Annotated in this window: 11 protein-coding genes; 6 read left to right on the forward strand and 5 right to left on the reverse strand. The window is 51.4% G+C overall.

Annotation, left to right across the window (positions count from 1 at the left end):
- Positions 1–4 precede the first annotated feature (4 nt).
- Entirely contained in the window at positions 5–1,168 is a 1,164-nt protein-coding gene (locus OGY10_RS22285; RefSeq protein ID WP_191226683.1) for a mandelate racemase/muconate lactonizing enzyme family protein, read from the reverse strand.
- Positions 1,169–1,351: 183 nt separating this feature from the next.
- Between OGY10_RS22285 and OGY10_RS22290 the strand changes: the two genes are divergently transcribed.
- The gene (locus OGY10_RS22290) at positions 1,352–2,278 is read left to right on the forward strand and encodes a LysR family transcriptional regulator (RefSeq protein WP_020996067.1); all 927 of its coding nucleotides are present in this window, start codon (positions 1,352–1,354) and stop codon (positions 2,276–2,278) included.
- Between the two features lie 65 nt (positions 2,279–2,343).
- Here the strand turns inward: OGY10_RS22290 and OGY10_RS22295 are convergent, their stop codons facing one another.
- Entirely contained in the window at positions 2,344–3,738 is a 1,395-nt protein-coding gene (locus OGY10_RS22295) for a cytochrome-c peroxidase (protein ID WP_008786400.1), read from the reverse strand.
- A 427-nt stretch (positions 3,739–4,165) separates the two neighbouring features.
- Here OGY10_RS22295 and OGY10_RS22300 point away from each other — a divergent pair, with 427 nt between their 5' ends.
- Positions 4,166–5,815: an alpha,alpha-trehalase gene (locus OGY10_RS22300; protein WP_003827453.1), complete on the forward strand. Its 1,650-nt coding sequence runs from the start codon at positions 4,166–4,168 to the stop codon at positions 5,813–5,815.
- A gap of 27 nt (positions 5,816–5,842) precedes the next feature.
- Here the strand turns inward: OGY10_RS22300 and OGY10_RS22305 are convergent, their stop codons facing one another.
- Entirely contained in the window at positions 5,843–7,432 is a 1,590-nt protein-coding gene (locus OGY10_RS22305) for an STY4199 family HEPN domain-containing protein (protein ID WP_032945303.1), read from the reverse strand.
- 167 nt (positions 7,433–7,599) lie between these two features.
- On the opposite strand from OGY10_RS22305, the gene OGY10_RS22310 reads away from it, so the two are divergent.
- A complete protein-coding gene (locus OGY10_RS22310) occupies positions 7,600–8,139 on the forward strand; it encodes a GNAT family N-acetyltransferase (protein WP_191226682.1) in 540 nt (179 codons plus the stop codon).
- 86 nt (positions 8,140–8,225) lie between these two features.
- Positions 8,226–8,576, forward strand: coding sequence for a glycoside hydrolase family protein (locus OGY10_RS22315; protein WP_048215347.1), 351 nt, complete (start codon positions 8,226–8,228; stop codon positions 8,574–8,576).
- 15 nt (positions 8,577–8,591) lie between these two features.
- On the opposite strand, the gene OGY10_RS22320 is transcribed toward OGY10_RS22315, so the two are convergent.
- A complete protein-coding gene (locus OGY10_RS22320) occupies positions 8,592–9,197 on the reverse strand; it encodes a helix-turn-helix transcriptional regulator (protein WP_191226681.1) in 606 nt (201 codons plus the stop codon).
- 371 nt (positions 9,198–9,568) lie between these two features.
- Positions 9,569–10,327 (reverse strand): SDR family NAD(P)-dependent oxidoreductase, encoded by a 759-nt coding sequence (locus OGY10_RS22325; RefSeq protein WP_032945309.1) that lies wholly within the window; start codon positions 10,325–10,327, stop codon positions 9,569–9,571.
- A 119-nt stretch (positions 10,328–10,446) separates the two neighbouring features.
- Between OGY10_RS22325 and OGY10_RS22330 the strand changes: the two genes are divergently transcribed.
- Together OGY10_RS22330 and yhjD are read left to right on the forward strand one after the other, a co-directional pair.
- Positions 10,447–11,346 (forward strand): LysR family transcriptional regulator, encoded by a 900-nt coding sequence (locus OGY10_RS22330; protein WP_191226680.1) that lies wholly within the window; start codon positions 10,447–10,449, stop codon positions 11,344–11,346.
- 71 nt (positions 11,347–11,417) lie between these two features.
- Positions 11,418–12,419 carry an inner membrane protein YhjD gene (gene yhjD, locus OGY10_RS22335; RefSeq protein WP_032945313.1) on the forward strand — a complete coding sequence of 334 codons (1,002 nt, stop codon included), beginning with the start codon at positions 11,418–11,420 and terminating at the stop codon, positions 12,417–12,419.
- The last annotated feature ends 77 nt before the right edge of the window (positions 12,420–12,496 follow it).

Below are 12,496 nucleotides of genomic sequence, written 5' to 3' on the forward strand. Positions count from 1 at the left end.
CGCGCTATTCGGCCAACGCGCGCATCTCTTTAATCAGGTCAGATTTACCTTCAAACCCTATGCCCGGCAGTTCTGGCATGACGATATGACCCTCTTCCACCTTAACTGAATCCGGGAAACCGCCGTACGGTTGGAACAGATCCGGATAACTTTCATTCCCACCGAGACCAAGACCCGCCGCAATGTTCAGCGACATCTGATGACCGCCATGCGGTATGCAGCGTGATGGGGACCAGCCAAACTGCGCCAGTACGTCGAGGGTACGCAGATATTCGACCAGACCGTAGGAAAGCGCACAGTCAAATTGCAGGTAGTCGCGATCCGGGCGCATGCCGCCGTAGCGCAGCAGGTTGCGCGCATCCTGATGAGAAAAGAGATTTTCACCCGTCGCCATCGAACCTGGGTAAAATTCTGACAGCGCGGCCTGGAGAGAATAATCCAGCGGGTCGCCAGCTTCTTCGTACCAGAACAATGGATAATCTCGTAGCATTTTGGCATAGGCAATACTGGTTTCCAGATTAAAGCGTCCATTGGCATCAACGGCAAGACGCGCTTCATCGCCAATTTCAGTCAACACCACTTCGATACGGCGACGGTCCTCTTCCAACGATGCGCCGCCGATTTTCATTTTAACCACGTTGTAGCCGCGGTTCAGGTAGCCTCGCATTTCCTGACGCAGCGCGCTCAGATCTTTACCCGGATAATAGTAACCCCCCGCCGCGTAGACAAAGACGCGTGGATTCGCCTCAACACCCTTCATCTCAGCCAGCAGACGGAACAACGGCTTGTTGGCAATTTTGGCAACGGCATCCCAGATAGCCATATCCAGCGTACCCACAGCCACCGAACGCTCACCATGGCCCCCCGGCTTCTCATTACTCATCATGACGTCCCAGATTTTATGCGGATCCAGGTTATCGCCTTCGGCATTCAACAAACTTTCCGGGTCAGCGTCCAGAATGCGGTTACGGAAGCGTTCGCGGATCAATCCCCCCTGGCCGTAACGGCCATTAGAGTTAAATCCGTATCCCACCACACGGCGGCCCTCTATCTCAACATCAGTCACAACGGCCACCAGGCTGGTCGTCATCTTGCTGAAATCGATATAGGCATTACGAATAGGGGAAGCGATGGGTTTGGTAATTTCTACAACATCGAGGATACGCATGTTTTCTCCGGCGGGTTCTTGGTCAGTTATGCTTGCACTTACGCGCCTGTAAAAAGTGATAACTCATGCCGGTTTATTATTGGCATAATGCACTCAGGCAGCATTTAAGGACGCCATCGTCCTGTATTTCTCCATCTTAAGCAGTGCCTATTTACTGATCTAATGCCAAAGAGGCTGGCTGTAATGCAAAATCGGCATCACCTGGAACTCACCTGGCTTGAAGACTGCGTTGCGCTGGCGCAGTCACTCAATTTCTCCCGCGCAGCCGCTTCCCGATATGTGACGCAGCCCGCATTCAGTCGGCGCATTGTTTCGCTGGAAGAGTGGCTTGGAACGCCGATTTTTGAACGTAACCGCCGTGGTGTCAGCCTGACCCGTGCGGGGGAAGTTTTCGTCGCTCAGGTGCCCGAACTGATCCGGGCGCTATACACCCTGAGAAATGAAACCATCGAAGCGGCGGGAAATTCCCGACCGGATGTTATTTTCTCCGCAACGCATTCCCTGTCGTTCTCATTTTTTCCGGCGCTGATGCGCAATAATGAAAAAATCGCCCGTTTCGGCTCATTTCGCCTGCTGTCAGACACGCTCAGCGCCTGTGAACGGATGATTGAAAAAGGGGATGCGCAGTTTCTGCTGTGTTATTACCACCCTCACATGCACATCAACCTCGATCAGACGAAATATCTTAGCGTCCGTCTCGGTCGAGAAATGTTATTACCTTACTCCAAATGCGATCCCCGCTCTCATCAGCCGCTCTGGCAGGCTACGGGGGGCAAAAAATTTCCGTTTCTCTCCTTCTCTGCAGAATCCGGTCTGGGGAGGATCCTCTCGAACACGTCATCGGTGAATCATGCCCGACGCGGTATGGACATCGCATTCACCGCCGATCTGGCCGCCACGCTGCTGGCAATGGTCAAAGCCGGGGACGGCATTGCCTGGCTGCCGGAAAGTCTGGCGGCCCCGGACGTTCAGGCCGGGACGATCGCCGCGGCGGCTTCACAGAAGAGCGGGTTATGGATACCCATTGATATCCGACTGTTTCGGCCTGCGGGCAGAATGTCCAGAGCAGTAGAAGAATTGTGGGGAATATTTGTGGATGAGCAGAGGTAAATACTCGCTAGGTAAAGAAGAATTATCCAGCCTGCAAAACGCGTCAGGCTGGATAACGCCAGAGGTTATTTACCCTGCATATATGGCGTATACACGCCGTTTAAGCTTTCGAGGAACGCCACGATATCGTCGATATCTTCCTGCGGCAGTTCTTTACCCACCTGATAACGCAGCATCAGTTTTACCGCGCCATCGAGCGTAGGCACATCACCGCGATGGAAATAAGGCGCGGTCAGCGCAACGTTACGCAAGCCCGGGACTTTTTGACGCAGCTTGTCACGTAATTCATTAGTGACGTTCATGCGGCCAATATCTGCGGCAGTGACCTCACCGAAATTAAAGTCCTTTTTCAAACCCAATGGCTCAAATGAGCGCCCGCCTAAAATAATACCGCCATGACAGGTCGCACACTTATTATCTTTAAACAATTGATAGCCATGTTTCTGCTGAGCAGTTAACGCCGCTTCATCTCCGCGTAGCCATTTATCAAACGGCGAATTTGGCGTAATTAGCGTTTTCTCAAACTCAGCAATCGCATCGGTAATATTATCCCCGCTGAATCCCTGCGGATAAACCGCGATAAACTCTTGCTTCAATTGCGGATCTTTATCCAGTTTCTGGATAATTTCATCCCAGGATTTAGACGCCATTTCGATAGGGTTCAACGGCGGGCCGCCTGCCTGCGCCTGCAATGTTGGCGCACGACCATCCCAGAATTGTTCAACGTTGAAGACCGAGTTAAACACCGTCGGCGCATTAATCGGGCCAACGGCGCCGCCTACGCCGATCGACGTTTTCCTGCCATCCACGCCGCCTGCATTCAGGGCGTGGCAATGCGCGCAAGAAATCGTGCTGTCACCTGAAATACGCGGGTCGTGGTAAAGCGTAAAGCCAAGCGCTACTTTGCGGGCATCGGTTGGGATGCTTTCCGGTATCGGTTGTACCGGTTCATTACGATGCTGCGCGGCGGTATCGTTACTGGCGTAATACTGCTCACGCTGTTTCGCAATCCAGCCCAGGATCTCGGCTCGCTCCGTATCGCTGACCTTCCCGGCCCAGTGCAGCGCGGTATATCGCGTTGGCGGCATGGTGTCGTACTGCATCACCCATTCAATTTTATTCAGGTCGCTTTGCGAAACGGGTTTATCTGCGACCAGCGCCGCACGAACGGCTTCAAGATTGAATGATTTGTATCCCAGTTGAATATCATAATTCATCAACTGCTTAGCGACAGGAAAAGAAGAATAGAAAGGTAATTCAGCTGAAGGCGTGTGACAATAATCGCATCCTTTTTCGCGTAAAAATCCTAATACCTTATTATTTTCTTCCAGCGTAGAGGCCTGAACATCAGCCTGTTTGCTACGTTGATTATCGTGATACCACACATAACCGGATAATCCAAAATAACAAATCACGATGCCAGCTATGGCAATCGCGGTAAGACGGGTAATGATTTTCATTATTTTACCCTCACCGTTGTGAGTTATTGTGACCCAGAAAAATTAGAATAATTAATGCACAGTCTTTGTCAGACCTGACCATCATAGGAAATAAGGGGATTACTATTTTGATAAGTATCAAGCAATTACATGGAGGAGAACTATCAATAGAATAGCCTGCGCCTATTATAGAGATAAGGCGTTACCTGTCTCTGTTCACACCTCGTTGCAATCGAATGCTCTGAAAATGGAATATATTCAGATTATGCAGAACTTTGAATTATCCATTATTTTCATTGGGATAGTCTGATTCTTTAAATTTTGCTCAGCATTAAAACGTGATCAACCGCACGCTTTACTCACCCGACACCGAAGCGAATGTCTACGCTTAACTGACGACCGGGCAATAGCCTTAATCTTTCAACGTCCATCGGAGGTCTTTCTCATTATGCTCAACCAGAAACTACCCCACGCCCCTTCTGAAGAAATGACGATCGACATCGATCTGCTTTATGAAATGGATCCGTGCGAGTTAAAGCTGGATGAAATGATTGAGGCGGAGCCTGAGCCGGAGATGATTGAAGGACTTCCCGCTTCAGATGCGTTAACCCCTGCCGATCGTTATCTCGAACTGTTCGAACACGTCCAGTCATCCAAACTGTTTGCAGATAGTAAAACCTTCCCAGATTGTGCGCCCAAAATGGACCCGCTCGACATTTTAATTCGCTATCGCAAGGTTAAACGCCATCGGGACTTCGATCTGCGACGCTTCGTCGAGAACCATTTCTGGCTCCCGGAAACGCCCTCCAGCGAATACGTTTCTGACCCGGAAAGTTCGCTGAAAGAACATATCGATCAACTGTGGCCGGTGCTGACGCGCGAGCCGCAGGATCACATTCCCTGGTCCTCGCTGCTGGCGTTACCGCAGTCATACATTGTGCCAGGCGGGCGTTTTAGCGAAACATACTACTGGGATTCCTACTTTACCATGCTGGGTCTGGCAGAGAGCGGCCGCGAAGATCTGCTGAAATGTATGGCAGATAACTTTGCCTGGATGATTGAAAACTATGGTCACATCCCGAACGGCAACCGTACTTACTATCTGAGTCGCTCACAGCCGCCCGTTTTTGCCCTGATGGTGGAGCTGTTTGAAGAAGATGGTGTACGCGGCGCGCGTCGTTACCTTGATCATCTAAAAATGGAGTACGCCTTCTGGATGGATGGCGCCGATTCCCTGGTACTCAACCAGGCCTACCGCCACGTGATCAGAATGTCGGACGGCTCTCTACTTAACCGCTATTGGGACGATCGTGATACGCCGCGCGATGAGTCATGGCTTGAAGACGTCGAGACCGCCAAGCATTCGGGTCGCCCGCCCAATGAAGTGTATCGGGATTTACGCGCGGGCGCGGCTTCTGGCTGGGATTATTCATCGCGCTGGCTGCGCGACGCAGGCCGCCTTGCCAGCATACGCACCACGCAGTTCATCCCAATTGACCTGAACGCATTCCTCTACAAGCTGGAAAGCACTATCGCCAATATTTCCGCGCTGAAAGGTGACAAAGAAACGGAAGCGCTGTTTCGCCAGAAAGCCAGCGATCGTCGTGATGCGGTAAACCGCTATCTCTGGGACGATGAAAACGGCTGCTATCGCGATTACGACTGGCGGCGCGAACAAATGGCCCTGTTCTCTGCCGCCAGTATTGTGCCGCTGTATGTCGGTATGGCAACGCATGAACAAGCCGATCGGCTTGCTAACGCAGTTCGCAGTCGCCTGCTAACGCCCGGTGGCATTTTAGCCACGGAGCATGAAACCGGTGAGCAATGGGATAAACCCAACGGCTGGGCGCCGCTGCAGTGGATGGCGATCCAGGGCTTCAAACTGTACGGTGACGACCATCTCGGGGATGAAATTGCCCGTAACTGGCTGAAAACGGTGAATCTCTTTTATCAGGAACACCACAAACTTATCGAAAAATACCACATAGCCGACGCCGCGCCGCGCGAAGGCGGCGGTGGGGAATATCCGTTGCAGGACGGCTTTGGCTGGACCAATGGCGTGGTGCGCCGACTCATCGGTTTGTATGGCGAACCCTAGCAGCTGACGGTCTGAGTCATCAGGCTTTCAGTTAATCGCATCGTACAGCTCGGCGTGAATTTTCTGCCATTTCTTGTTCTCAGGGCTTGGCTGGGCGCGAACACGCAGCTCGGCCTGCTCAAGATCATATTGCTGACGCGCAACGACCGCAGGCACGGAACAAAAACTTTGCAGATAACTTTTATGCAGCGAAGTGAGCGATGCCCCATTCGACATCGCATGGCTGAGCGTAGTCATAAACTGTCGGCATGGTTTGCTTTCATCCATCTGCGAAGGGTAACGCAGCAGCAGTCTCAACACCTCAGTATTGCCCGCCGAAAATGCCTGCTCCGTCCACGCCAGCTTCCAGTCCATCCCGCCCTGAAGGAACAGTGACGTCACGCGGGTGTCATTGCGATCGATAGCCGCCCGCATGTTAAAGGCATCCCAGGTGATGCCCATTCGGGTCACCGCCTCCCGTGCGCTGGGGGCATCGCGTCGCGGTTCCTCCTGCACAATTTCAACGGATTGTCCGGAAGACGCCTGTGGCGCTGGCGAAGTGAATAACCAGAACGCACCCAGCGAAATCGCCAGCACCATCACGCCGACCGCTACCCACAACATACCGGAAATCAGCTGTTCACGTTCTTCCGCAGTGCGCTTGGCCCGCTTTTCCGGCGGATCAATACTGTCTGCGATTTCATGCTTATCGCCTCCCGCTTGCTCGTCTTTTTGCTTTGCTGTTTCCCAAAACTGGCGGACCATGGCCTCATCAGATTCCAGATACGACGCAGGATTAATGCGCGTACGCCGTTCTTCAAATGCCCGTTGCACAGGATGAGTTATCTGTCGGTACTGGTAGTCCAGCAACATCAGTTGTACCGACGTCAGCGGCTGCTGCGCGATAACGCAGTTACGAGCCAGGCGGCAATCATCCAAAAACATGCGTAGCGTGATACGCGGCTCAACAAATGACATGAGCACTGAGGTATCGTTAAAAATCTGCGTAAAGTGGCGAACGAATAATTTCTTATCGACGACCATCAGCGCCAGCTCGCTAAACATCATACCGTCCAGCGCATCTCGTCCTTCGCCCAACTTTAGCCAGCGACGCAGACGTTCACCACCAAAGTGCTGTTTCAGAAAGCTGTTGAGAGGATGTTGATCCGGCCATACCCGTGCAATCAGAGATTTGAGGGTTAATTCTATTGCGCGAAGTTGACGCTGCGCCCGCATCTGAGCATCCGGCTCCACAGGTGCAATTTCGGTTTGATACTTCAGGATGGGCTGTTGCTGGCGTAATTGTTCCAGAGAAGCCACAAAGCGCAGCGCTGAAATCAGCTGGTTTTCACTGACGTCCTGGCCATTTTCATATTGGGGTACACTCTGTTGAAGATGACGTAGCCGCAGAGTGAACTGGCTCAATTGCGCATCATTCATCTGCAACCGTCTGGCGACAGCCCCCCAGCCGCCCAGATTCAGTCGTGCCTGATCCAGTTGCTCGAGAAACCACCGTGGGTCTTTGCCTTCTGCGGCATGTACGCCTAGCAGCAGTAATATTTCTACCGACGCCTGGCGGATAATCCCCAGACAATGTTCAAAGGGTGTACATGTCGCTTGTAACGCGCTATTGGTCATCATCTTCCCTAAAAGGACCCAAAACGTGCGGCCTCACAATGGTATGTAATTATCTTTTTTAAACGCAACGTTGTGCCGATGTAGACTAGAACACATTCATATAGCAAATAAATAAGTTTTACAGTGACTTCCGCACAATCATTGAAAATTATTCTGGAGATAAGCCTGTGCCTGTACTGCAAACATCACGTCTGCTCTGCCGCCCACTGACAGAAAATGACTGGACGTTCTTCTTAACGCTACAGCAGAACCCAGATGTGATGCGCTTTGTCGCTGACGCACGTACTGAAGAGGAAATACGGACAGCCTTCGACTCCCGCCTGCCTGAATGGTTTCCCGGCAGCCCGCACTGGCTATGTCTGCTCCTGTGCGATAAGACATCGGGAGCACCGCTTGGCGTGACCGGATATATTCAGGATAACAATGAATGTGCCGAGGTTGGCTTTCTGCTCGCCCCACAGGCACAGGGTAAAGGTTATGGCGCTGAATCTCTGCATGCCGTGTGTGAATACGCATTTGCCAGCGGCGGTCTGCGGCGACTGACCGCCTGTGTCACCGCAGGAAACGAAGCCTCACGGCGTCTGTTGGAAAAGGTCGGGTTCATTCATGAAGGCACGCTACGCGCAAGCTACTGGCTACATCATACCTGGCACGATGACTGGATTTTTGGTCTGTTAAAACAGGAATATCAGCCGCCCACGGCATAGGTCGTTTTGCGGTAAATACTGGCTGTCAGGCAACTAGCGTAACGGCGTGTTTTTTTTAGAATAGGTCTCTTTGCACAGAGACTATTATGCCGCTGCGTTCGACGCATTTCACGCCCGCTTGTATTGCATTTATTAAGCAATGGCAGGGCCTGTCGCTGGAAAAGTATCAGGACAAAAAAGGCATCTGGGTCATTGGCTACGGACACGAAATCACCGCCAATGAATCCTTTGATACCCCAATTACGGTGATGCAGGCAGAAACATTGCTGCTCGCAGATATGAGGATCTGCGAGGCATTCATCCATAAGGAAATGACGCAAATAAAAGACAGGTTTCAGCTGGAAGCATTAATTACGTGGATATTCAGTGTGGGAATTACCCAATTTTGCGCTAAAAATATCTGGCCGGTGTTTATTTCACAGCCAGAAATATTCTGACTGTGAAATATGTTCCTAGTAAATGGTGTTGTTTAACATCATTGCCGCCTGCGTACGGTTTTTTACCTCCAGGCGCTGGTACAACGATTCAAGATGGGCTTTTACCGTTCCGGTACTGATATTTAACAGTCGACCAATTTGTTTATTAGATTCTCCGGCGGCCAGCATGGTCAAAATCTCCCGCTGACGCGCGCTGAGCAATCTGATATTTTGCCCACCGCTTTCGGTAGCGGTTATGCAGTCTCTGGGGATAAACATCATACCCATCGCGACGCTATTGAGGGCCAGCGTAAAGGTTTCCGCGTCAGAATCGCGCGGAACAATGGCCAGCACGTTCAGTTTAGTGACCTCTAGCAGCCATTTTTTACGGCAGTCCGTTGCGGTCACCAGCACCTTCACCATCGCAAAGCGCTCTGCTATCTGTTGCAGCAAGCTACAGCAGAACTCAGCATCAAGGTCGCCATCCAATATAACTAATGCCTCGGGTTTATCTTCCAGCGTCAGCCAAAGTTCATCTGCCTGACTGACACCCTGAACATCCACTCCTGGAATACGTTGCTGCAAACTTACATTCATTCCATGAATAAATATTGACTGCCTGTCAAACATTACTACCTGCATTATTTATCTCCATCCGAATAGGATATTAGCCTTAACATGCGGAAGGGTATTACCCATAGGGTAAAATAAGAAGTCACCATTTGGCGGGGGGCCATTTTACCGATAGACGGAGAAGAAAGAAGCAGAAGTTATGAATAGTTACAGCTCAACCCGAAGGATCATACAAAGGAGCAAAAACAGGTTCGAAAATTAGGGAAAGTCTTAATATTCGACGCTCATGATAAGACAATGAATATTAATTAATATGATTTTATATTTTTAGCTAAAAATAAGATATCTACGACAATGGATAAATCTGTTACAAAATACAATCTAGCATTAAGTGCTTATTCAACGCATGCCGTGACCTGTTGAATAAGCACCTTATGGGTTTACAGGAACATTCCGCCGGATACCTCGATACGCTGTGCCGTCATCCAGGCCAGTTCATCGCTAAGCAGCGCAGCAATGGCATCGCCGATATCATCCGGCAAACCAACGCGTCCCAGCGCCGTTTGCGATGCAATGTACGCATTCAATTGCGCATTATCCCGCACATTTCCGCCGCTAAAATCCGTTTCTATTGCGCCTGGCGCAATAATATTCGCCGTTATGCCGCGCTCTCCCAGCTCTTTTGCCTGATAACGGGTTAACACTTCCATCGCACCTTTCATGGCTGCGTATGCGCTGTAACCCGGTAGCGCAAAGCGGGCAAGCCCGGTCGAGACATTGAGGATGCGACCACCTTTGTTCATCAGCGGTAGCAGGCTCTGCGTCAGGAAAAAGGGGCCCTTAAAATGGATGTTCAAAAGTTGGTCAAATTGCGCTTCAGTAAATGCCGGATACGGTGCGTTAATGCCGATTCCGGCATTGTTCAATAAATAATCAAACACGTTACTTTGCCACTGCGTTTGTAACGTTCCCTGCACCTGTTGAACAAACTGAGGGAATGTAGAAATATCACCGACATTCAACGGTAATGCCGCCGCTTTACCGCCAGATTGGCGTATTTCATCCACAACCTGCTGCGCTTCTTTTTCATTGCTGTTCCACGTCAGGATAATACCGATTCCTTTACTCGCTAGCTTCAGCGCCGCGTTTTTACCGAGTCCACGGCCGCCGCCAGTCACCAATGCGATACGTTGCGTCATAAGAAACCTCATTTCAGGTGTTGTGAAGATTGAGACAAAGCTTATTAGGTGATAGAAGAACAATAAATACTGCTAACTGCGCATTACTGTTTCATTTAGAACAACAATAGGGCATGAGAATGGATAAAATTCACGCAATGCAGTTGTTCATCCGCGTCGCAGAACTGGAGAGCTTTTCGCGTGCCGCAGACACCCTCGGACTTCCTAAAGGTAGCGTATCGCGCCAGATCCAGGCTCTGGAAAATCATCTGGGCACGCAGTTGTTGCACCGCACAACACGCCGCGTTCAGCTCACGCAAGACGGCATGATCTATTACGAACGCGCGAAAGATCTGTTGAGTAATCTGGATGAGCTGGATGGGCTGTTCCATCACGATCCGTCCAGCATCAGCGGCAAGCTGCGCGTTGATATGCCGGTCGGTGTAGCAAGAAACCTGGTGATGCCCCGCTTACCGAGCTTTTTGCATCAGTATCCGGGCCTGGAACTCGAACTCAGCAGCAGCGACCGTCTGGTGGATTTGGTCCGCGAAGGTTTCGACTGTGTGGTACGCGTGGGTACGCTGAAAGATTCAGGGCTGATTGCGCGCCCGCTGGGGAAACTCACGCAGATTAACTGCGCCAGCCCGCAATACCTCGCCCGCTTTGGTTATCCGGAAAATCTGGAGGATCTTGCCTCGCATGCAGTGGTGCATTACTCGGTCAATTTGGGAACGCGTGCGCAAGGTTTCGAAGTGGCGACAGAAAACGGCACGCAATGGGTTAAAACCGGCGGCATGCTAACGGTAAACAGTACCGAAACCTATCACGCGGCATGCCTTGCCGGTCTGGGCATTATTCAGGTGCCGCGCGTTGGCGTGCGTGATGCCCTGCGCGCCGGTACGCTGGTCGAAGTGTTGCCGCAATATCGCGCCGAGCCAATGCCAGTCTCTTTGCTTTATCCGCATCGGCGCAACCTCTCCCGCCGGGTACATCTGTTTATGGAATGGCTGACTGGCGTGATGAAAGACTATGTGGATTAGTCCATTTTTCAGGATGCGCCCCTGAGCAGGCTATAATGTCATGAGTGAACAAAATAAGGACAACCGATCGGATGACGCAGGAACAAGACGCAAAACACCCTACGCCAGAACATAAACCAGCCTCCGCCGCGCCGGAGAAAAACGCTAAAGCGAACCAGGCGCTGAAAACCGCGCTGACCTTCGCCGATAAAATTCAACGCCAGCCCATCATCGCCCATCTTATTCGTGCCGCAGAGCGGTTTAACGATCGTATGGGAAATCAGTTTGGTGCCGCCATTACCTACTTCTCGTTTCTGTCGATGATCCCAATCCTGATGGTGTCGTTTGCCGCCGCGGGTTTTATTCTCGCTTCGCACCCTACGCTGTTGCAGGATATCTTCAGCAAGATTCTGCTGAACGTCAGCGATCCGACGCTCGCCTCTACGCTGAAAAACACCATCAATACCGCCGTTCAGCAGCGTACGACCGTAGGTTTGGTTGGGCTGGGTATCGCGCTCTATTCCGGCATTAACTGGATGGGGAACCTGCGCGAAGCGATTCGTGCCCAGTCGCGGGATGTTTGGGAACGTACGCCGCAGGATCAGGAAAAAATTTGGGTCAAATATCTGCGTGATTTTGTTTCCTTGATTGGCTTACTGGTTGCACTGATTGTTACTCTGTCCATTACCTCTATCGCCGGTTCCGCCCAGCAGATGATTATCTCTGCGCTGTATCTCGACGGTATCGAATGGCTGAAGCCCGCCTGGCGGCTGATCGGCCTGACCATCTCTATTTTCGCCAACTACCTGCTGTTCTTCTGGATTTTTTGGCGGCTACCGCGTCACCGACCGCGTAAAAAAGCGCTCATACGCGGTACCTTTATCGCGGCGCTGGGGTTTGAAGTCATCAAAATGATCATGACGTATACGCTGCCATCACTGGTGCAGTCGCCGTCAGGCGCGGCATTTGGTTCCGTGCTTGGACTGATGGCGTTCTTCTACTTCTTCGCTCGTCTGACCCTGTTTTGCGCAGCCTGGATTGCCACGGCGGAATACAAAGACGACCCGCGTATGCCGGGGAAAACACACCGCTAATCTTTGTTAACTGGCCGGATGGCGCTGCGCTAATCTGGCCTACGGGAGAGTTTTGTAGGCCGGATAAGCGTAGCGCC

It is taken from the genome of Citrobacter sp. Cpo148, from assembly GCF_030332375.1.
Lineage (GTDB): Bacteria > Pseudomonadota > Gammaproteobacteria > Enterobacterales > Enterobacteriaceae > Citrobacter > Citrobacter portucalensis.

Coding starts and splice junctions, on each gene's coding strand:
- OGY10_RS22285 (WP_191226683.1), bottom strand. CDS start 1,168: ATGCGTATCCTCGATGTTGTAGAAATTACCAAACCCATCGCTTCCCCT.
- OGY10_RS22290 (WP_020996067.1), top strand. CDS start 1,352: ATGCAAAATCGGCATCACCTGGAACTCACCTGGCTTGAAGACTGCGTT.
- OGY10_RS22295 (WP_008786400.1), bottom strand. CDS start 3,738: ATGAAAATCATTACCCGTCTTACCGCGATTGCCATAGCTGGCATCGTG.
- OGY10_RS22300 (WP_003827453.1), top strand. CDS start 4,166: ATGCTCAACCAGAAACTACCCCACGCCCCTTCTGAAGAAATGACGATC.
- OGY10_RS22305 (WP_032945303.1), bottom strand. CDS start 7,432: ATGACCAATAGCGCGTTACAAGCGACATGTACACCCTTTGAACATTGT.
- OGY10_RS22315 (WP_048215347.1), top strand. CDS start 8,226: ATGCCGCTGCGTTCGACGCATTTCACGCCCGCTTGTATTGCATTTATT.
- OGY10_RS22320 (WP_191226681.1), bottom strand. CDS start 9,197: ATGCAGGTAGTAATGTTTGACAGGCAGTCAATATTTATTCATGGAATG.
- OGY10_RS22325 (WP_032945309.1), bottom strand. CDS start 10,327: ATGACGCAACGTATCGCATTGGTGACTGGCGGCGGCCGTGGACTCGGT.
- OGY10_RS22330 (WP_191226680.1), top strand. CDS start 10,447: ATGGATAAAATTCACGCAATGCAGTTGTTCATCCGCGTCGCAGAACTG.
- yhjD (WP_032945313.1), top strand. CDS start 11,418: ATGACGCAGGAACAAGACGCAAAACACCCTACGCCAGAACATAAACCA.